General features: G+C 72.6%; 18 protein-coding genes and 1 pseudogene. 13 read left to right on the plus strand and 6 right to left on the minus strand.

Annotated elements, in window-relative coordinates; all coding sequences use genetic code 11:
* Window positions 1–83 precede the first annotated feature (83 nt).
* The 8 genes and pseudogenes from ACNF49_RS32015 to vph form a co-directional block, all read left to right on the plus strand.
* Window positions 84–947 carry a MurR/RpiR family transcriptional regulator gene (locus ACNF49_RS32015; protein ID WP_357979067.1) on the plus strand — a complete coding sequence of 288 codons (864 nt, stop codon included), beginning with the start codon at window positions 84–86 and terminating at the stop codon, window positions 945–947.
* Window positions 948–955: 8 nt separating this feature from the next.
* Entirely contained in the window at window positions 956–2,191 is a 1,236-nt protein-coding gene (locus tag ACNF49_RS32020) for an extracellular solute-binding protein (RefSeq protein ID WP_482939896.1), read from the plus strand.
* The gene (locus ACNF49_RS32025; RefSeq protein WP_482939897.1) at window positions 2,182–3,066 is read left to right on the plus strand and encodes a carbohydrate ABC transporter permease; all 885 of its coding nucleotides are present in this window, start codon (window positions 2,182–2,184) and stop codon (window positions 3,064–3,066) included. The genes ACNF49_RS32020 and ACNF49_RS32025 overlap by 10 nt, the downstream gene beginning before the upstream one ends.
* On the plus strand, window positions 3,063–3,866 hold the full coding sequence (locus ACNF49_RS32030) for a carbohydrate ABC transporter permease (protein ID WP_482939898.1): 804 nt from the start codon (window positions 3,063–3,065) through the stop codon (window positions 3,864–3,866). The genes ACNF49_RS32025 and ACNF49_RS32030 overlap by 4 nt, the downstream gene beginning before the upstream one ends.
* 10 nt (window positions 3,867–3,876) lie before the next feature.
* Window positions 3,877–4,623: a sugar isomerase domain-containing protein gene (locus ACNF49_RS32035; RefSeq protein ID WP_482939899.1), complete on the plus strand. Its 747-nt coding sequence runs from the start codon at window positions 3,877–3,879 to the stop codon at window positions 4,621–4,623.
* Window positions 4,620–5,642, plus strand: coding sequence for a hypothetical protein (locus tag ACNF49_RS32040; RefSeq protein ID WP_482939900.1), 1,023 nt, complete (start codon window positions 4,620–4,622; stop codon window positions 5,640–5,642). Before ACNF49_RS32035 ends, ACNF49_RS32040 begins: the two co-directional genes overlap by 4 nt.
* Window positions 5,642–6,658, plus strand: coding sequence for an N-acetylglucosamine kinase (locus tag ACNF49_RS32045; RefSeq protein WP_482939901.1), 1,017 nt, complete (start codon window positions 5,642–5,644; stop codon window positions 6,656–6,658). The genes ACNF49_RS32040 and ACNF49_RS32045 overlap by 1 nt, the downstream gene beginning before the upstream one ends.
* A 135-nt stretch (window positions 6,659–6,793) precedes the next feature.
* Window positions 6,794–7,657 (plus strand): annotated as a pseudogene (gene vph, locus ACNF49_RS32050) (viomycin phosphotransferase); the annotation flags it as partial.
* A gap of 15 nt (window positions 7,658–7,672) precedes the next feature.
* Here vph and ACNF49_RS32055 read toward each other — a convergent pair.
* Complete coding sequence (locus ACNF49_RS32055) at window positions 7,673–8,209, minus strand: helix-turn-helix domain-containing protein (RefSeq protein WP_357979053.1); 537 nt, start codon at window positions 8,207–8,209, stop codon at window positions 7,673–7,675.
* A 53-nt stretch (window positions 8,210–8,262) separates the two neighbouring features.
* Here ACNF49_RS32055 and ACNF49_RS32060 point away from each other — a divergent pair, with 53 nt between their 5' ends.
* A complete protein-coding gene (locus tag ACNF49_RS32060) occupies window positions 8,263–9,156 on the plus strand; it encodes an alpha/beta fold hydrolase (RefSeq protein ID WP_482939903.1) in 894 nt (297 codons plus the stop codon).
* Between the two features lie 22 nt (window positions 9,157–9,178).
* On the opposite strand, the gene ACNF49_RS32065 is transcribed toward ACNF49_RS32060, so the two are convergent.
* Complete coding sequence (locus ACNF49_RS32065) at window positions 9,179–9,772, minus strand: TetR/AcrR family transcriptional regulator (protein ID WP_482945613.1); 594 nt, start codon at window positions 9,770–9,772, stop codon at window positions 9,179–9,181.
* Between the two features lie 121 nt (window positions 9,773–9,893).
* Here ACNF49_RS32065 and ACNF49_RS32070 point away from each other — a divergent pair, with 121 nt between their 5' ends.
* Window positions 9,894–10,706, plus strand: coding sequence for an SDR family NAD(P)-dependent oxidoreductase (locus ACNF49_RS32070; protein WP_482939904.1), 813 nt, complete (start codon window positions 9,894–9,896; stop codon window positions 10,704–10,706).
* Between the two features lie 88 nt (window positions 10,707–10,794).
* Window positions 10,795–13,935, plus strand: coding sequence for an AfsR/SARP family transcriptional regulator (locus ACNF49_RS32075; RefSeq protein ID WP_482939905.1), 3,141 nt, complete (start codon window positions 10,795–10,797; stop codon window positions 13,933–13,935).
* Between the two features lie 48 nt (window positions 13,936–13,983).
* Here the strand turns inward: ACNF49_RS32075 and ACNF49_RS32080 are convergent, their stop codons facing one another.
* Complete coding sequence (locus ACNF49_RS32080; RefSeq protein WP_357979045.1) at window positions 13,984–14,136, minus strand: hypothetical protein; 153 nt, start codon at window positions 14,134–14,136, stop codon at window positions 13,984–13,986.
* A complete protein-coding gene (locus tag ACNF49_RS32085) occupies window positions 14,133–14,918 on the minus strand; it encodes an alpha/beta fold hydrolase (RefSeq protein ID WP_357979043.1) in 786 nt (261 codons plus the stop codon). The genes ACNF49_RS32080 and ACNF49_RS32085 overlap by 4 nt, the downstream gene beginning before the upstream one ends.
* A 134-nt stretch (window positions 14,919–15,052) precedes the next feature.
* On the opposite strand from ACNF49_RS32085, the gene ACNF49_RS32090 reads away from it, so the two are divergent.
* Window positions 15,053–17,839: a LuxR C-terminal-related transcriptional regulator gene (locus tag ACNF49_RS32090; RefSeq protein WP_482939906.1), complete on the plus strand. Its 2,787-nt coding sequence runs from the start codon at window positions 15,053–15,055 to the stop codon at window positions 17,837–17,839.
* 103 nt (window positions 17,840–17,942) lie between these two features.
* Here ACNF49_RS32090 and ACNF49_RS32095 read toward each other — a convergent pair whose 3' ends face one another.
* Together ACNF49_RS32095 and ACNF49_RS32100 are read right to left on the minus strand one after the other, a co-directional pair.
* Entirely contained in the window at window positions 17,943–18,221 is a 279-nt protein-coding gene (locus tag ACNF49_RS32095) for a hypothetical protein (RefSeq protein WP_357979039.1), read from the minus strand.
* A gap of 226 nt (window positions 18,222–18,447) precedes the next feature.
* Window positions 18,448–18,576 carry a hypothetical protein gene (locus ACNF49_RS32100; protein WP_482939907.1) on the minus strand — a complete coding sequence of 43 codons (129 nt, stop codon included), beginning with the start codon at window positions 18,574–18,576 and terminating at the stop codon, window positions 18,448–18,450.
* Between the two features lie 40 nt (window positions 18,577–18,616).
* Here ACNF49_RS32100 and ACNF49_RS32105 point away from each other — a divergent pair, with 40 nt between their 5' ends.
* On the plus strand, window positions 18,617–18,967 hold the full coding sequence (locus ACNF49_RS32105) for a hypothetical protein (protein WP_482939908.1): 351 nt from the start codon (window positions 18,617–18,619) through the stop codon (window positions 18,965–18,967).
* Window positions 18,968–18,984 lie beyond the last annotated feature (17 nt).

Genomic DNA, 18,984 nt, shown 5'->3' on the forward strand with positions numbered 1-18,984 from the left:
TCACACAAGAGGGAGATTTTCTAACATTGGACGTTGAATGTGAACTATTGACATACCTTGCGGGAAGCGGGAGGGTTCCTCCCATGTCACCGATCCTGGCCAGAATCCGAGGGATCGAGCCCACCCTCACGGCCACCCACCGGCGCATCGCCGAGACGATCCTCGCCGAGCCCGCCACCGTGGCCGCCTCGACCATCGGCGAGCTGGCGGAGCGGTGCGGCACCTCGCTCACCACCATCACCCGCTTCTGCCGGCAGCTCGGCCTGGCCGGCTACCCCGAGCTCAGGCTGGCGCTCGCCGCCGAACTGGGCCGCAACGACGCCGCCCCGCGCGAGCAGGGCCTGATCGCCTTCTCCCCGGACGACCCCGCGAGCCTGGTGCTGCGCAGCCTGCTGGCCAGCGACATGCGCGCCATGGAGGAGACGGCGGCCCAGCTCGACCTGGAAGCCGTGGACCGGGCGGTCGACGCCCTGGTGCGGGCCCGGTTCATCGACTTCTTCGCGGTCGCCGGCAGCGCGGGCGTGGCCATGGACCTGCACCTGCGCCTGCACGCCATCGGCCGCCCCGGCGCCTTGTGGACCGACGTGCACAGCGCCGTCTGCAGCGCCAACGCCCGCGACCGCGACGACGTGGCGCTCGGGATCTCCCACTCGGGCACCACGGCCGAAGTGGTCGAGCCGCTGGCCATCGCCAAGCAACGCGGCGCCACCACCGTCGCGGTCACCAACTTCCCCCGCAGCCCGCTGGCCGAGGTGGCCGACATCGTGCTGACCACCGCCGCGCAGGACACCCCCTTCCGCGCCGGCGGCGTGGCCGCCCGCCACACCCAGATGCTCGTCCTGGACTGCCTCTACATCGGCGTCGTCCAGCGCACCCACGAGACCAGCAACCAGTTGCTCACCGCGGCCACCGACGCGGTCAGCAAGCACCGCCTGCCCCCACGCTAGGAGCCCCCATGCGCCTTGCCGCCGCCGCTGTCGCCTTGGCGATGGCGGTCACCGCCTGTGCCCCCTCCGCCACGACGAGTGCCGATTCCGGTAAGATCACCCTCTCGGTCTGGGGCTGGGGCCCCGAGGCGAACTACGACAAGATGTTCGCCGAGTACGAGAAGCTCCACCCCGGCATCGACGTCGACGCCCGCTCCTTCACCACGGCCACCGAGTACGACACCATCCTGTCCACCGGCCTGGCCGGCGACAGCGGCCCCGACCTGGCCTGGCTGCGCGCCGGCGCCAACCTCCAGCCGCTGGTCGAGGCCGGACGGCTGCTCCCGCTCGACACCAAGGACGTGCCCGGCCTGGCCGCCTACGACGAGAAGGTCCTGCGCTACGCCAAGGGCGACAAGGACGGCAAGGTCTACGGCGTGCCGTTCGCCGTCCAGACCCTCCAGGTGATCTACAACAAGAAGATCTTCGCCGACAACGGCCTCACCCCGCCGAAGACGTACGCCGACATGATCTCCGCGGCCGACAAGCTCAAGGCCAAGGGCATCGTGCCGTTCGCCTTCGGCGGCAAGGACGACTGGATGTTGCCGATCGTGGCCGGCATCTTCGGCACCGCCCACTGGGGCGGCGACACGTTCATCGCCGACGTCAAGGCCAAGCGCAAGAAGTTCGCCGATCCGCGCTTCGTCGAGGGCATCGACCAGCTCAACAAGCTCAAGCCGTACTTCCCCGACGACGTGGCCGGCGTCTCCTACACCGACGCGCAGATCCTGTTCTCCTCCGGCAAGGCGGCCATGTTCCCCGGCGGCCTGTGGGAGCTGAACTTCTTCGGCGAGCACGCCAAGGGCGTCGACCTGGGCGTCTTCACGCCGCCCACGCCCGAGGGGGAGGGCGTCATGCCCGGCTTCACCGACGGCTCGTACGGCGTCAACGTCAAGACCAGGCACAAGGCCGAGGCGCTGGAGTTCGCCGCCTGGCTGGCCTCCAAGGACTACGGCCGGCTCTTCACCGACACCTTGCGCATCTTCTCCGCCGTGCCCGGCGTCACCTCCAAGGACCCGCTGCTCAACGAGGTCTCCGCCACCTTCGCCCAGCGCGGCGGCACCTACTTCATGAACGAGTTCGCCTACGGCAACCCGACCTCGGCCACCGTGTTCTCCAAGGCGTTGCAGGAGATGCTGCTGGGCCGCATCAGCGCCAAGGAGGCCGCCGAGCAGCTCGACAAGAGCGTGGCCACATGGCTCTAGCCGCGCGGCGGGGATCGTCGTACCTGTTCCTGATCCCCGCCTTCCTCCTGTACTCGGCGTTCGTGGTCTATCCGCTGTTCACCGGGCTGACCTACAGCTTCTTCTCCTGGAAGGGCACCCTGCGCGACCAGCCGGCCGGGCTGGACAACTACGCGAACCTGCTGTCGGGCGCCTTCCTGGACCAGCTGCTGCCGGCGCTGGGGCACAACTTCCTGCTCTTCGCCGGCACCATGCTGGTGCAGAACACGCTCGGCCTGGCCTTCGCGCTGGCGCTGTTCCGCGTACGGCGCGGCAAGCGCGTCCTGCAGACCATGTTCGCGCTGCCGTACCTGGTCAACCCGCTGGTCATCGGCTACCTGTGGACCCTGCTGCTCAGCCCGGCCTTCGGCCCGGTCAACGCGCTGCTCAAGCCGATGGGCCTGGCGATGCCGTGGCTGGGCGACCCCGACACCGCGCTGCCGACCGTCATCCTGATCACCAGCTGGCAGTGGGTGGGCTTCCCCATGTTGCTGTTCAGCGCCGCGCTCGGCGGCATCCCGCAGGAGTACGCCGAGGCCGCCAGGACCGACGGCGCCGGCTCCTGGCAGGTGTTCTGGCGCGTCACGCTGCCGCTGCTCAAGCCGGCCATGGCCACCGTGACCATCCTCAGCTTCATCGGCAGCATGGGCACCTTCGCCCTGGTCTACGCCCTGGGCGGCTCCAACGGCGCCCCCGCGGGCGCGACCGACGTGCTCGGCCTGCTGTTCTACCGGACGGCCTTCGCCTCGGGCGACGTCAACGCGCTGGGCACCTCCTCGGCACTGGCGGTCTTCATGTTCACCTTCATCTTCGGCTCGACGCTGCTGCTCGAACGGGTCCTGAGGAGGAAGTCGTGAAGGCCGTGGCGATCCGGGTCCTGCTGTGGGGCTACGCCGTCTTCTCCATGTCGCCGCTGCTCGTCATGCTGCTCAGCTCGCTCCGGCCGACCAGCGAGATCTTCGACCAGCCGCTCGGCTGGCCCAGCGGGCTCGGCAACTACGCCAAGGCCTGGACCGACGCCTCCTTCTCCACGTACGTGGTGAACTCGGCGATCGTCGTGGTCTGCTCGGTGCTGCTGGGGGCGGCGGTGTCGTTGCTGGCGGCGTACCCGCTGGGGCGCCGGGAGTTCCGGGGGCGCGGGCTGTTCGCCGCCTACTTCGTCTCGGGCATGACGCTGCCCGCCCACCTGGGCGTGCTGCCGCTGTTCTACCTGCTGGAGAGCATGGGGCTGGTGGACTCGCTGGCCGGGCTGGTGCTGGTCTACGCGGCCGGGTCGGTGCCGTTCAACGTGTTCGTGCTGACCGCGTTCTTCCGCCAGCTCCCGCACGAGCTGGACGAGGCCGCCGCCCTGGACGGCGCGGGACCGTTCGCCACCTTCTGGCACGTGATGCTGCCGCTGGTACGGCCCGCGCTGGCGACCGTGGTGGTCTTCCAGTTCGTGCCGATCTGGAATGACTTCTTCTACCCCCTGGTCCTGATGCGGGACGAGAGCAAGCTGACCCTGCCGGTCGGCCTCACCCACTTCTTCGGCCAGTTCCAGAACGACTGGGGCACGCTCTTCGCCGGCCTGGTGATGACGACGATCCCCCTGGTCGTGCTCTTCGTCCTGGCCACGCGCCAGATCGTCGCCGGGCTCACCGCCGGCATGAACCGTTGAGGACAGTTTGATGGATCTTGTGATGGCCTTCGCCGACGAGACGCGCTCGCGGCTGGACCGGTTGACGGCCGAGCAGTTGCCCGCCATCAGGCGCGCGGGCTCGCTGGTCGCGGCGACCGTGCGCGCCGGAGGCGTCCTGCACGCCTACGGCACGGGACATTCGGAGGCGGTGGCGCTGGAGGTCGCGGGGCGCGCGGGCGGGCTCATCCCGACCAACCGGCTCACCCTGCGCGACCCGGTGGTGCTGGGCTCGGCCGATCCCGGCGAGTTCGACCCGCTGGCCGAGCGCGACCCGCGCACCGCCCACCAGGTGCTGGCCCTGCACACGGTGGAGGACTCCGACGCGTTCGTGATCGCCTCCAACTCCGGCGGCAACGGCTCGACCGTGGAGATGGCCCGGCTGGTCAAGGAGCGCGGCCTGCCGCTCGTCGCGATCACCTCGCTGGCCCACTCGACCGCCATCACCTCGCGGCATCCGTCGGGGGAGCGGCTGTTCGAGCTGGCCGACATCGTGATCGACAACCTGGCCCCGTACGGCGACGCCGTCCTGCCCACCGAGCACGGCCCGGTCTGCGGCATCTCCTCGATCACCTCGGCACTGATCGTGCAGCTCATGGTGGCCGAGGCGATCGGCCGGCTCCAGGCGGACGGCACGGTCCCGCCGGTCTACCTGTCGGCCAACATCCCCGGCTCCGACGCGCACAACGACGCCCTCGTGGCCCGCTACGCCGGCCGGATCAGGACGGGCGCGCTGTGAGCCTGACGATCGCCGCCTTCTGGCCGCCCCCGCCGCACGAGACGACGGCCGCCCGCTACCGGGAGATCGCCGAGGCCGGGATCGACCTGGTCATCACCGGCAACTACCTGAGCGACCGGGTCATCCTGCGGCACGCCCTGGCCCGCGCCGAGGAGGCCGGGCTCGGCATGCTGGTCGCCTCGGACCCGCGGGTGGACGTGCTCATGCGCGACCTGGACGTGGACCCGGCGCCGCTGATCGCCCAGGTCGTCGAGGACTACCGCCCGTTCTGCTCCTTCCGCGGGCTCAGCCTCATGGACGAGCCGGTGGCCGAGCAGTTCCCGCGGCTGGCGGCCGGGGTCGCCGCCGCGCGGGCGGCCGGCGCGTTCGCCTACGCCAACCTGCTGCCGAGCCACGCCACCGGCCCCTACGACGCGTACGTGGGGGAGTTCGCCCGGGTCGTCCGCCCGGACGTGCTCTCCTTCGACCGGTACCCGTTCCTGGCCGGCGGGTTCGACGAGGGCTACTTCGCCGACCTGGCCACCGTGCGCGAGCACGCCCGCCGGGCCGGGCTGCCGGCCTGGATGTACGTCCAGACGCTGGCCTACGACGGCCACCGCGAGCCGTCGGCCGCCGAGCTGGCCTGGCAGGTCAACACCGCCCTGGCCTACGGGTACACCGGCATCCAGTACTTCACCTACTGGACGCCCGACCCGGCGCGCGGCGAGGGCTTCCAGCCGGCGCTCATCGGCGGTGACGGCGTGCCGACCGAGCGCTACGGCGTCGTGCGCGACCTCAACACCCGCTGGCTGCGCCCGGTGGCGGCCGAGCTGACCGGGTGGACGTCGGTCGAGCACGCCGGCGATGTCCTGGTCGGCCACTACGGCGAGCGGCGGCTGGTCTGCAACGCCCGCTTCGACCGGCCGGTGGAGGTCACGCTCGACGGGATCACGCAGGCGTTCGACCCGGCGACCGGCTCCTACCAGGCGTGCGGCGCCACCCTCACGCTCGCGCCCGGCGCGGCGCGGCTGGTCCGGTGATGCTCTTCGCCGGGGTGGACGCCGGCGGCACCACCACCCGCGCCGCCGTCCACGCGGCGGACGGCACCAGGCTCGGGCACGGCACCGCCGGCCCCGGCAACCCGGCCGCGCACGGGCCCGCGGCGGCCCGCCTGGCGATCGGGCAGGCCCTGCGCCGTGCGCTCGACGGCCTGGACCCGGCGCTGGTGGCCGCCTCGGTGGCCGGCGTCGCGGGCGGCGACGACGCCTTCGCCGCGACGCTGGGCCGGACGTGGGCCGAGTGCGGCATCGCCGTGCCGCCGCGCATGGTCGGCGACGTGGAGATCGCCTACGCGGCCGGGACCGCCGCGCCGTCCGGCATGCTGCTGCTCGCCGGGACGGGCGCCGCGGCGGCCCGCTTCTCCGGCCGGACGGTGACCGCGGTGGCCGACGGGCTCGGCTGGCTGCTGGGCGACGAGGGCGGCGGGTTCTGGATCGGCCGGGCGGGCGTGCGCGCGACCGTCCGCGCCCTGGACCGCCCCGGCGACCACCCCGAAGCCCGCCTTCCGGACCACCCGCACCACACCCGGGACCGCCCCGAGGGCCGCATGGGCCGTGCTCCGGGCGCGGGCCTGGCGTACGGGCCGCTGGTGGATCTGGTGAGTGCGCACTTCGGGGTGGCGGGTGAGCCGCGGCGGCGGGCGGACCGCATCGTCCGGCTGGCCCAGGCCGACCGGATGCTCGTGGCCGCCGCCGCGCCGCTGGTGTCGCGGGCGGCCGCCGCGGGGGACGAGCGCGCGGCAGGCATCGTCGCCGAGGCCGCCCGGCGGCTGACCGCGACGGCGGCCCGGCTGTCCGGCGACGGGCCGCTGGTGCTGGCGGGCGGCGTGCTGACCACGGACGGCCCGGTGCGCGCCGCCGTCCTGGCCCGCCTGGCCGGGCGGCAGGTGAGGACCGCCCGCGACGCCACGGCCGGGGCGTGCTGGCTGGCCGCCCTCGACCGGCTGGGCGACGAGGCCGCCCACGAACGGTTCACGGCCCTCGCGCCGCCCCGCTAGTGCGGTGACGGAAACGATTGGCGCCTACGGTGCCCGTGCCGCTTTGATGGGGTTGATCAGGTTCGACCAGCGCTCGCGAGGCAGGGTGACGCAGCCTCACGCGTATCGCCTGCCCGAGGAAAGGACAGTTCGCCTCTCATGCAGATCCTGCAGACGAATCGCGCTCTGCTGAGCCGGCTGCTGCCGGGCGTCGCGCCGGAGGAACTCACCGTTTGTCAAGGGCAGTTCCATCAGGTGGTGATCGGCCCGGATCGTGTCGTGTGCCTGCCGCGCACCGAGGCCGCGGCCGCCCGGCTGCCGCAGCGGGCCGCCGTCCTGCGCCTGCTCGCCGGATTCGAGCTCGGCTTCCGCACGCCTCGGCCATTGCCGCAGGCCGGCACTCCCGGCGCGGACCAGCCGCGGTTCCTGGTCCTCAGCCGCGTTCCCGGTGCCCCGCTGGAGGCCGAAGTGCTCGAAGACCCCCGGGTGGCCGAGGCCGTGGCGGCGCAGTACGTCACGCTGCTCACCGAGCTGGCCAGGATCGGCGCCGAGGACGACGTGCGAGCCGCCCTGCCGGCACCACAGGATCGATGGCGGCAGTTCACGGCGGGCGTCCGCGCCGAGCTGTTCGGCCTCATGTCCGATCGCGGGCGTCAGCGAGCCGAGCGAGAGCTCGCGGCGCTCGACAGCCTTCCCCACCTCACCGACGCCGTGGTCCATGGCGACCTCGGCGCGGAGAACGTCCTGTGGGAGCACGGCGACGGACTGCCGGTGCTCAGCGGGGTGATCGATTGGGACGAGGTCACGATCGGTGATCCCGCCGAGGACCTCGCGGCCGTCGGGGCCGGCCACGGCCCGGCCTTCCTGAATCGGGTGCTCACGCTGGGAGGCTGGACGGACAGCACGATGGCCGCCCGCATCGCCGTCATCCGCGCGTCCTTCGCCCTGCAGCAGGCCCTGTCCGCGCATCGAGACGGCGACGAGGAACAGCTGGCGGACGGCCTGACCGGCTACCGGTGAAGTCATCCGGGGGGCTCAGGTGGACGGCTCCTCTGCCGGGAACAGGATCGGGCTGATCAGGTGGCGGGTGCGCTCGGGCGTGGGCGGGTTGGCGATCCTGGGCAGGAGCGCGGCGCGCAGGTCGGCGATCAGCGCGGCGCGCTCGTCCGGGCTGAGCCAGATCGCGTGCTGGCGGTAGCCGACCAGGTCGGCGGCCGGGTCGGCCTGGTCGCGGTCGAGGTAGGCGCCGAACTCGGCGAGCAGGGCCGCCATGGCCACGGCGAACGCGCGGCGGTGGTCGTCCCGCGAGGCCGACGCGGCGGTCTCGGCGTCGATGGCCGCCCGCGCCGGGCGTAGCCGGTAGCGGCGCTCGACGGCCCCGCGTACCCGCTGCTCGCCCTCCACGTCGAGCAGGCCGCCCTCGGCCAGCAGGCCGACGTGCCGGTAGACGGTCGCCTTGGAGACATCGGGCAGCAGGTCGCACAGGCCGGAGGTGGTGAGCGTGCGGCCGCCCGCCATGGCGTGCACGATGCGCAGCCGTACGGGGTGCAGAAGCAGGTCCACCGTGTCCATGGACGTACGATCTCACACCTGCTACCTTTCTCAAACCTGAGAAAGGACGAATGATGACCGACCACGCCCTGGACGCCCCTCCGCTGGGCCGGCTGCACGACGTCGCCGGCCGCCGGATCATGTTGCACCGCTCGGGCACCGGCGGCCCGCCCGTGGTGTTCCTGCCCGGCGCCGGAGTCGTCGGCCTGGACTACCTCAACGTGCACGACCGTGCCGCCGAGCTGACGACCAGCGTGCTCTACGACCGCGCGGGCACCGGCTGGAGCGAGCCGGTCGAGCTGCCCCGCACCGCGGCCGAGGTGACCGACGAGCTGCGCGAGGCGCTGCGGGCGGCGGGGGTGCGCGGCCCGTACGTACTGGCCGGGCACTCCCTGGGCGGCGCGTACGCGCGCCACTACGCCCGCCGCTTCCCCGGCGACGTCGCGGCGCTGCTGCTGCTCGACCCCTTCCACGAGGACATGGCCGCCCGCGCGCCCCGCCAGGCACGCGAGATTCTCGACCGGATGCAGGAACAGGCGCTCCCGGAGCCGACGCCGGAGCAGCTCGACGCCGCGCGTCCGGCCGTCGAGCAGCTGCTGGCCGCCTGGCCGGACGGCGTGCGCGAGGCCCTCGTCGACCACCACCTCACCGCCTGGCGCACCGGTTGGCTGGAGGGCCGCAACCTCTACGACGAGGTCTCCGAGGAGTTCAGGGCCGCGCCGCCGGCGCCCGACGTGCCGGTGATCGTGCTGTCGGCCATGGGGGCGGACGCCACCCAGTCCCAGCTCTGGCCGGAGGACGTGCTGCGGGAGATCAACGCCGGCAAGCTCGCCCTGCACGCCGAGCTGGCCGCCTCCTTCCCGCGCGGCGAGCACCGGGTGCTGGACGACGCCGGGCACGGCTGGCTGCACGAGGAACGGCGCGACGCCGTGCTCCAGGCGCTGGCCGACCTGCTGCGGGCCCTGTGAAACCCGGGGACCCGGCCGTGACTCAGGGACGCAGGGCCTTGAGCGCCAGGTCGACCAGCGCGTCGGCGTACTGCGGGGTGAGCGGGCCGGAGCGCAGCAGCCAGCGCTGATAGAGGGGGGCGTAGAGCAGTTCGAGCGCGAGGTCGAGGTCGGCGTCGGGGGCGATCTGGCCGGCCCGCTGGGCGCTGCGCAGGCGGGCCTTCTTGCCCTCGTCGACCGGGCCGGCCAGCTTCTCGCGGTACTGGGCGGCCAGCTCGGGGTCGCCGACGATCTCCAGGTTGAGCGCCCGGACCGGCGCCTCGAAGCCGGGGTCGGCGAACTCCGCCACGGTGGCCCGCATGACGGTCTTCAGGTCGGCCTCGATGTCGCCCGTGTCGGGCAGCACCACGCCCTGGTCGCCCTCGCTCAGCGCGAGGAAGGAGTCGAAGACCACGGCCCCCTTGGACCGCCACCACCGGTAGATCGTCTGCTTGCCGACGCCGGCCCGCGCGGCGATCGCCTCGACGGAGACCTTGGCGTACCCCACCTCGGACACCAGCTCCCTGGCGGCCTGGAGGATCGCCTGCCGGGAGCGCTCGCTGCGGCGCGCGGGATCGGGTTTCTTCACGCCGGCCATCATAGCCCATAAACGAGACGATACGGTTCGTCTTGACAAGTCGCCCCGTCTTGGTGGCACACTAATGGACATGTGGCGAGACGGACCGTCTCGTCTCGGATTGAGAAGGAGGCGAGAGCGCATGCGCGTGTGGTTCGTCACGGGTGCGTCCCGCGGGCTGGGCCGGGCGTTCACCGAAGCGGCCCTGGACAGGGGCGACCGGGTCGTGGCCGCCGCCCGCGACGTCGGCCCGCTGGCCGAGCTGGAGGCCCGGCACCCGGGCTCGCTCGTCCGGCTGCCGCTCGACGTCTCCGACCGCGCGGCGGTGCGGGAGGGCGTGGACAAGGCGGCGGCCGCGTTCGGCAGGCTCGACGTCGTGGTCAACAACGCCGGCGGCATGCTGATCGGCATGCTGGAGGAGGCCACGGAGGAGCAGATCAGGGCGCACTTCGACGTCAACCTGTTCGGCGCGATCTGGGTCACCCAGGCGGTGGTGCCGTACCTGCGGGCCCAGGGGTCGGGGCACATCCTCCAGGTCACCTCGATGGGCGCGGGCGGCGGCGTCGCCTCGGTCGGCCTGTACGCGGCCGGCAAGTCGGCGCTCGACTCGATCACCCAGGCGCTGGCCATGGAGCTCGCGCCGTTCGGCGTCAAGGTCACCAACCTGCAGATGGGCGGCTACGACACCGGCCTGTTCACGCTGGGCACCACGGCCACCGAGCCCGACCCGGTCTACGACGGGCTGCGGGCCGAGCTGGCCGCCATGTGGGGCGAGGACGCCGGCCCGCCGCCGAGCAACGCCGCGCCCGTCGTCATGGAGCTCGTGGACCTGCCCGAGCCGCCGCGCCGGCTGATCGTCGGCAGCCTCTCGTACGACCTCGTCCAGCAGATGGACAAGGCCCGCACCGCGGAGTACCGCGCCTGGGAACACCTCAGCCGCAAGGCCGACGGCTGACCCCGCCCACCCCGTCCGACCTGCGGCTCCAAGGGGCGGCCGGGCGGGGATGGGTCAGGTGTTGTCCTGGTTCCGGCACAATTGCGGTGTGCGAGTCGGATTGCTGGGGCCCTTCGAGGTCCGGAACGCCCAAGGGGCCGTGGTCGAGGTTCCCGGGGTCCGGCTGCGTGCGCTGCTCGCCGCCCTCGCCCTGGAGGCGGGCCGGATGGTCACGCGCGCGCGGCTGATCGACTGGATCTGGGGGGAGCGGCCGCCCGCCGACGAGGTCAACGCCCTGCAGGCGCTGGTGTCCAGGCTGCGCAGGGTGCTGCCGGACGGCGTGATCGAGGCCGATTCCGGCGGCTACCGGCTGGCCGTGCCGCGCGAGGCGGTGGACGTGTGCCGCTTCGAGCAGCTGATCGCCCAGGCCCGCGCCGCCGTGCCCGCCGCCCGCGCCGACCTGCTGCGCAGTGCCCTGGAGCTGTGGCGCGGCGCCCCCATGGCCGACATCGTGATGCAGGACAGCGACACGTTCGACGCCGTGGTCACCAGGCTCGACGACCTCCACGTCGCCGCGCTCGGCGACCGCATCGACGCCGACCTGCGGCTCGGCCGGGGCGCGGAGCTGGTCAACGAGCTGACCGGGCTGGTGGCCGCGTACCCGCTGCGCGAGGGGTTCGTGGCGGCGTTGATGCGGGCGCTGGCCGAGGCGGGCCGCGGCAACGAGGCGCTGACCCTCTACCAGCGCACCCGCGAGCGGCTGGCCGACGAGCTGGGCGCCGACCCGTCGGCCGAGCTGTCGGAGCTGCACACCGCGCTACTCCGCGGCGAGGTGGGGGAGCGGACGGACAACCGCAGGACCAACCTGCGCGCCGAGCTGACGAGCTTCGTCGGCCGGCACGACGACGTCTCCGCGGTCGCCGATCTGGCCGCCAGATACCGCCTGGTCACCCTGACGGGGGCGGGCGGCTCCGGCAAGACGCGGCTGGCCACCGAGACCGCCCGTACGATGCTCCCCGAGCTGCCCGACGGCGCCTGGCTGGTCGAGCTGGCCCCGGTCCGGGCCGGCGGCGAGCTGGCGCAGGCCGCCCTGACCACGATCGGCCTGCGTGACCAGGGCATGCTCGGCGGCGGGCGCGGCGGCGACCCGATGGAGCGGCTCATCACCGCCATCCGGGACCGCTCGATCCTGCTCATCCTGGACAACTGCGAGCATGTCATCGAGGCCGCCGCGGCGTTCGCGGACCGGCTGCTGGGCGAGTGCCGCGGCCTGCGCGTCCTGGCCACGAGCCGCGAGCCGCTCGGCATCACCGGTGAGGTGTTGTGGCAGGTCGAGCCGCTCACGCTGCCCGCCGATGGCTCCTCGCCCGCCGAGAGCGGGTCCTCGCCCGCGGTGCGGCTGCTGCGCGACCGCGCGGACCTGGTGCGCAAGGACATCGGCTCCGACGCCGCCACCCTCGCGGCCATGACGCGGATCTGCCGGGCGCTCGACGGCAACCCGCTGGCGATCGAACTGGCCGCGGCCAGGCTGCGCACCATGTCGGTCGACCAGCTCGCCCGCCGTCTCGACGACCGGTTCCGCCTGCTGAACAGCGGCAGCCGTACGGCGCTCGCCCGGCACCGGACGTTGCGCGCGGTCGTCGACTGGAGCTGGGACCTGCTGAGCGAGGCCGAGCGCGGCGTGCTGCGCCGGTTCTCGGTGTTCTCCGGCGGTGCGAGCCTGGAGGCGGCTGAACGCGTGTGCGGCGACGAGGCGGACGGTGAGCTGGTCTTCGACGTGCTGACCGCGCTGACCGAGAAGTCGCTGCTGCTGGCCGACGACGACGGCGCCCCGCGCTACCGGATGCTCAACACCATCAAGGAGTACGCGGCCCAGCGGCTGGAGGAGGCCGGGGAGTCCGAGGCGGCGCGGCGGGCGCACCTGGCCCACTTCACCGAGCTGGCCGAGACCGCCGACCCGCACCTGCGCCGAGCCGAGCAGCTGGAGTGGCTGGCCGTGCTCGACGCCGAGCACGACAACATCATCACGGCCCTGCGCGGGGCGATTGCCGAGGGGTGGGCGTACGAGGCGATGCGGCTGGTCGGGGGCGCCGGCTACTACTGGTTCCTCAGCGGCCACCGGGCCGAGGGCGCCGAGCTGAGCATCGCCGCGTCCGGGCTGAAGGGTGAGGTGCCCGACGAGGTGCGGGCGATGGCGTACCTCATGGTGACCATGTTCGTGACGTCCGGCGTGGGCGGCGACCAGTTCCAGGCGCGGGAGTGGATCCAGGAGGCCCACCGGCTGGCCCTGAGCAGCGGGTCGCAGAAGCCGCTGCTCGGGTTCGCCGCGCTGCTGGAGCGCACGCTGCAGGGCCCGGGGGCGTTCCTGCCGGCGTTCGAGCCGCTGATCGCCGGCGCCGATCCCTGGGTGCGGGCGCAGGGCAGGCTGGCCCGCGGCCGGTTCCGGCTCACGCTCGGCGCCGACGAGACCGACGTCGACCTCGACGCCGAGACCGCGCTCGCCGAGTTCCGCGCGCTGGGCGACCGCATGGGCATCTCCCTGTCGCTGACCTTCCTGGCCGATCGGCTCGCCATGCGCGGCGAGTTCGCCCGTGCCTGCGAGTACTACGAAGAGGGCGCCGTGGCGCTGACCGAGGTGGGCGCGACCGAGGACGTCGTGGGCGTGTGGGCCCGCCAGGCCCAGCTCCACTGGCTGCTCGGCGACGAGCGGGCCAGTGCCTCGGCCATGGCCGAGGCCCAGCGGCACGCCGACGGCATCGTCTGGCCGGACTCCCTCGCCGAGCTGGCGCTCGGGCAGGCGAAGCTGGCGCGCTGGCGCGGCGAGGCGGACCAGGTGCGCGAGCACCTGGCCACCGTTCGGGCGGTGCTGGCGGACGAGGAGATGGTCGCCTCGGTCCGTTCCACGATCATGGACCTGTACGGCTACCTCGCCGACGACGTCGAGCAGGCCCGCGCGTACCGGCGCAAGGCGTTCGACGCGGCCGTGCAGAACATGTTCCCGCCGACCATCGCCGAGGCGCTGGTCGGGATCGCCGACGTCGCGTTGCGCGAAGGCCAGGACGAGCAGGCCGCGCGGCTGATCGCGGCCAGCGAGGCCGTGCGCGGCACGCCGGACCGCTCGCTGCCGGACGCCGCCCGCATCGCCGGGCAGGCGCGCGAGCGCCTCGGCGAGACCGCGTTCGCCGAGGCGGACCTCGACGGCCGCCGCCGCGACTTCCGGGAACTGGCCGAACTCACCCTCGCCCGCTGAACGTCCCACGCGCCCACAATCGATCCGCCGACCCGCCGCGCCCGCCCGTCAAGCTGCCGCTGATGGTGACGTGCCGGTCCGTCCCCTGCCTGAGGGCGGCGAGTTGGCCATCTCCTCGTCGTAGTAAGGGAAGTGCCACTGCTCGGGGGTTTCCACGACACCGTCCAGCGACACGAACAGCTGCGAGACGATGGTGCTCATGCTGTGGCGTCGGTGAAGAACGCGGCGAGCGCGGGGGCGATGGCCTCGGGGGCCACGTTGTGCGGCTGACCGGTGAGGGTGGCCCGGCGGACGTCCGGCAGCAGGTCGGCCACGGCCTGCGCCGTGCTGCTGATCCACGGGATGGTCTCGCCGTCGATCACCAAAGTGGGCGCCGTGACGCCGGTCAGCCGATCGGCGGGCAGGGAGAAGTCGCCGGTGATGGTGGCGTCGTAGATGAGCGTGTGGGCCACGGCCTCCATCGCCGGCCAGCCCGGGAAGTCGCGCATCGGGGCCACGAACTCGGCCGGGATGCCGACCGCGGCGGTGAGGAACAGCTCGCACATGTCGCCCCGGCGGCCCTCGGCCAGCAGCGCCACGAGCTGCTCGCGGTAGTCGGCCGGCACCGGCGTACGGGTGCCGGGCAGGATGTAGGGAACCTCCCACACCGCCAGCCTGTCGACGGCGAGCCCGCGGGCGGCGGCCTCCAGGGCGATGATGCCACCGCCGGAGGTGCCGTACAGGTGCGCCGACCCGCCCGCCGCGGCGATGACGGCCTCGATGTCCTCGAACTCGCGGTCCACCGCGTAGGGGGCGGTGTCACCGCTGTCGCCACGGCCGCGCCGGTCGTAGTTGTAGACGGTCAGGTCCTTGGCCAGCAGCTCGGCCAGGGGCGCGGTCGCGGATCGGTCGTTGGGGCCGGCGCCGATGAGGATCACCGCCGGGCCCTGCCCGATCCGGTCGTAGGCGATCGCGGTGCCGTCCTGCGAGATGACCTTGTCCATGGCGTTTCCCTCGTGTCGCTGTTCGTCGGTTGCATGATCAGAATGCTGCACGTGGCGGCCGTTCCACATCCGTGGTCTCCACCGATTCGCTACTGAGACCTCCGTGACGTCCGCACGTACGTGATGATGTCCGGATGATCGCAAAGGTGTCCCAGCGCGAGGCCGAGGTGCTGGCGGCGGTGGCGGCGCGGCTGTCGAACGCGCAGATCGCGAACAGGTTGCACATCTCCGTCCGCACGGTCGAAAGCCACGTCGCCTCGCTGCTGCGCAAGTACGGCGTGGCCGACCGGCAGGAGCTGGCGCAGCAGGCGGTGCAGGCCGGTGTGGACCGCGACATCCCGGATGGGCCGCACCTCGGGGTTCCCACCCCGATGACCTCGTTCGTCGGGCGCGAACGGGAACACGAGGCGGTCCTGGCGGCATTCGGCGCCTCCCGGCTGGTCACCCTGCTGGGTCCCGGCGGCGCGGGCAAGAGCCGCCTCGCGGCAGAGATCTGCTCCACGTACCCGGCCGGCGGGGCGTTCGTGGATCTGGTTCCCGTACGGGACGGGTTCGTCGCGCAGGCGACGGCCAAGGTGCTCGGGGTCGGTGAGCGCGCCCAGCAGCCGTTGGAGGATGCCGTCGTCGAACGGCTTCGCCGCGATCGGGCGCTGCTCGTCCTCGACAACTGCGAGCATGTGCTGGACACCGCCGCCGGCTTCGCGGAGCGAATGCTGGCAGCCTGTCCGGGCACCCGGATCCTCGTGACGAGCCGCGAGCGCCTCGGCGTGCCCGGCGAACGAACCGTGCCGATCGGCCCGCTGCCTCTGGCCTCCGACGCGGAGGCGCTCTTCCTCGACCGGGCCACCGCGGCCGATCCGGAGTTCGACGCCGACCTGGCCCAGCTGACGGAGATCTGCGCCCGGCTCGACGGGATTCCTCTGGCCATCGAACTCGCCGCGGCCCGCAGCGCCTCTTTGGGGCTTGCCGGGCTGTTCGTCGCGCTCGACGACGCGCTGAGGCTGCTCACCGGAGGACGGGCAGCCGACCGGCGGCACCGGTCCCTGCGCGCGGTGCTCGAATGGAGTCATGACCTGCTCGACGAGGAGGAGCAGGCGCTGTTCCGACGACTGTCGGTGTTCTGCGGCGGGTTCGACCTGGCCGCCGTGACGGCGCTCGCCGCCGGCCGCCCATCCGGCGCCGTGAGCCATGTGCTGGGGCGACTCGTCGACAAGAGTCTCGTCGTACGCGCCCCGGGAACGGCGAGCCGATGGCGGCTCCTGCAGACCGTCAGAGCCTTCGCCGAGGACCTGTTACGAGACTCCGGCGAGTACGACGCGGCTCGGGAACTCCATCTGCTGTGGGCCGCCGGTACCGCGACGGCGATGTGCGAGCGGCTGATCGCCGCCGGACAGAACGGCGCCGGGGCGGCGGCGCCGTTCGAAGACAGCCAGAAGGACGGCGCCGAGGTCTGGCGGCGGGAGTTCGACGAGGTCTCAGACGATCTGCGTGCGGCGCTGGCCGCCGCACCGCCCGGACCGGGTGGTGCGGCGCACCGGCTGGCCCGCTCGCTGGGGCACCTCGCCTTCGCCCGCCGATTCCTGGCCGAGGCCCAAGGCCACTACCGGCAGGCAGCCGAACGAGCGCCCGGTCCCGCCGAAGCGGCCGAAGACCTGCGGCACGCGGCCGACTGCTCCCTGGACAACATCTCCGGGCAATACGCGTTCGACCTGCTGCTCGCCTCGGCGGCGCAGGCCCACGCCGCGGGCGACGAGAACGGCCGCGCGGTCGCGCTGGCCCGTGCGGTGGAGACAGCGGCGAGGTTTCTCGCCTCCTTCCCCGAGGGCATTCCCGGCGAGCGGCTTCGCCGTCATCTCACCGAGGCGGTCGAGGCCGGAGACCCCGGCGACCCGACCGTGGCGGCGGCCCTCGCCGCGGCGGCGGCCTGGACCGAGCGGCCGGGCGCCTTCGACCCGGACCCGGTCCTGGCCGCCCGCGCGCTCGCCGTCGCGCGGACGACGGGCGACGCCGTGCTCATCAGCGCGGGGCTCGACGCGGTGACGACCGCCGCCGTACGGGCCGGCCGGCATCGCGAAGCCCGGCGGTACGCCGAGGAGCGGCTGGCACTGCTGTCGGAGATGGACCGCGACGACCCGCGTTCGGCCATCGAGATCGTGGACACCCTGCACGTGGCCTGCACCGACGCGATCGTCGCGGGAGATCTGCCCGCGGCGATCAGCGCCGGTCGGCTCATGATGGCCGACGACCTCGTCGGAGACCACCCCTACATCTCGGCCAGCAGACTGATCCCCGCGCTCGTCCTCACCGGAGATCTCGGCGCGGCCCTGCGCTACGGCGAACGGATGTGGGAGGGCTGGGAACGAGCCGGCCGGCCGCCGGCCGGATGGCTGCTGCCTTCCGTGTCGGCCATGGCGCTCGCCCATGGACTTCTCGACGACCAGGGCCGTTTCCGGCTCTGGCGTCACAGGGCCGGCGTGGTGGTCGACCACGCGCAGGCCGGGCTGACTTCCTTCGGCGCGTTCGTCGATGCCCGGGCCGCGCTGCAATCCGGGGACCTGAGCGACGCCGCCGCCCTGGTGGAGCGGGCGTTCGGCACGTTCTCGATGGGACGTTACGCGGCGTACGCGCAGGCGGCGGGAGCCGAGCTCGCGGTCGTCGCCGGGCTGCCCGACGCCCCGGACCGGCTCGCGGTCGCGCTGCGGACAGCCGGCGAGAACCACTGGGCCTCGGCATGCCTGGCTCGCGCCGGCGGCAGGCTCCACGCGGACCCGGACGCGCTGGCGGCCTCGGTCGCCCAGTGGGAGGGCATCGACGCTCGGCTGGAACGAGCCCATACCCTCCTGCTGATCCCGCATCGCGCCGAAGAGGGCCGAGCCGCTCTCGACGCACTGATCACGAGTACGGGCAGGAGAACCTTGTAACTCGTCCGCGCGTATCGGGAGTTCGTCCTCTTGACCGACAATCCGGGGTCGATCAGCTCCGCAGCTGGGCGAGCCCGGCAGCGCCAGACGCCCCGGTAGCCGGCTATGGGGCGTTCGTGCCGTCGCGCGCTGCGATGGCCGCGGCCATGAAGTCCTGGAAACGCGCGAACTGTTGCTGATCCATCTTCAGCGGCACCCCGTTGACGATCCGGTCCTTGTACCGGGTACCGATCGTGACCTTGAAGCCGTCACCGTGTGGTTTCGCGTCCACGCCGAGGAACGCCACGTGGTATCGCCTGGACTCAGTCAGGCAATGGAAGATTTCGAAGGTCCTCCCGTCCTGCACCAGGATGTACTCACCGATCGCGAACTCCACTGCCATGGCTTCCCGTTCATGCCGTTTGCTGTGTCCGGTCGGACTCGGACGCGCTTCCGGGGAAAACGGTCGGACTTCGAGCCGGCACGACGGGCGGTAGGCCCGACTCGTACCAATCATGAACCGCTACCGCGACCTACCGCAAAGCTACTTGGCGGCTGAGGTCGTCGCAGGGTCCGGCCCGGGGGAGCCGGTTGGCCGGCTCACCCGGGACCGGTGACCGGGATCATCCTCACGCCTTCAGCTTGCCTCCGCCGTCGTCGATGAGGACCGTGCCCGTGGTGAAGGTGTTGCCGATGACGAACACCACTCGGTGTCCACCACGCGGCCGAGGCAGCGGCGACGAAAGTGATCGAGCCATGCTCCGACAGTGCCGTCACCGCTGCCTTCGCGGTCAGGAAGTGCGGGATCAGCTTGTCTGCAACGGCCTGGCGCAGCGCGTCCGCGGTGATCGCGGAGAGCGGCCCGGCAGCCTGGCCGCGCCCGCTGATGCTGAGCACCACGTTGTCAACCGTACCGATCCGGTCGAGGAAGCCGCGTGTGGCCTGCTCATCCCTGGCATCCACGACGAAACCCGTGCCACCGGTCTCCCGACCAAGGCGGAGGTGATGCTTGCAGCGCTGACCGCGTTCGTCGAGGCGCCTACAGGCAGCGAGGACCTGCGCACGTTCCTCCTTGAGACCTTCCGGCTGAGCGCGTTCACATCACGACGACAGCCAGGCAAGCATCGCGGTGACATCGTCGGCGAGTGACTCGTCGGACCGCCGCC

The organism is Actinomadura sp. ATCC 39365, from assembly GCF_054392275.1.

Excerpts from the sequence above, each read along its gene's own strand:
- ACNF49_RS32015 (WP_357979067.1), top strand. The coding sequence starts at position 84 with ATGTCACCGATCCTGGCCAGAATCCGAGGGATCGAGCCCACCCTCACG.
- ACNF49_RS32020 (WP_482939896.1), top strand. The coding sequence starts at position 956 with ATGCGCCTTGCCGCCGCCGCTGTCGCCTTGGCGATGGCGGTCACCGCC.
- ACNF49_RS32025 (WP_482939897.1), top strand. The coding sequence starts at position 2,182 with ATGGCTCTAGCCGCGCGGCGGGGATCGTCGTACCTGTTCCTGATCCCC.
- ACNF49_RS32035 (WP_482939899.1), top strand. The coding sequence starts at position 3,877 with ATGGATCTTGTGATGGCCTTCGCCGACGAGACGCGCTCGCGGCTGGAC.
- ACNF49_RS32045 (WP_482939901.1), top strand. The coding sequence starts at position 5,642 with ATGCTCTTCGCCGGGGTGGACGCCGGCGGCACCACCACCCGCGCCGCC.
- ACNF49_RS32055 (WP_357979053.1), bottom strand. The coding sequence starts at position 8,209 with ATGGACACGGTGGACCTGCTTCTGCACCCCGTACGGCTGCGCATCGTG.
- ACNF49_RS32060 (WP_482939903.1), top strand. The coding sequence starts at position 8,263 with ATGACCGACCACGCCCTGGACGCCCCTCCGCTGGGCCGGCTGCACGAC.
- ACNF49_RS32065 (WP_482945613.1), bottom strand. The coding sequence starts at position 9,772 with ATGGCCGGCGTGAAGAAACCCGATCCCGCGCGCCGCAGCGAGCGCTCC.
- ACNF49_RS32070 (WP_482939904.1), top strand. The coding sequence starts at position 9,894 with ATGCGCGTGTGGTTCGTCACGGGTGCGTCCCGCGGGCTGGGCCGGGCG.
- ACNF49_RS32080 (WP_357979045.1), bottom strand. The coding sequence starts at position 14,136 with ATGAGCACCATCGTCTCGCAGCTGTTCGTGTCGCTGGACGGTGTCGTG.
- ACNF49_RS32085 (WP_357979043.1), bottom strand. The coding sequence starts at position 14,918 with ATGGACAAGGTCATCTCGCAGGACGGCACCGCGATCGCCTACGACCGG.
- ACNF49_RS32090 (WP_482939906.1), top strand. The coding sequence starts at position 15,053 with ATGATCGCAAAGGTGTCCCAGCGCGAGGCCGAGGTGCTGGCGGCGGTG.
- ACNF49_RS32095 (WP_357979039.1), bottom strand. The coding sequence starts at position 18,221 with ATGGCAGTGGAGTTCGCGATCGGTGAGTACATCCTGGTGCAGGACGGG.
- ACNF49_RS32100 (WP_482939907.1), bottom strand. The coding sequence starts at position 18,576 with ATGGCTCGATCACTTTCGTCGCCGCTGCCTCGGCCGCGTGGTGGACAC.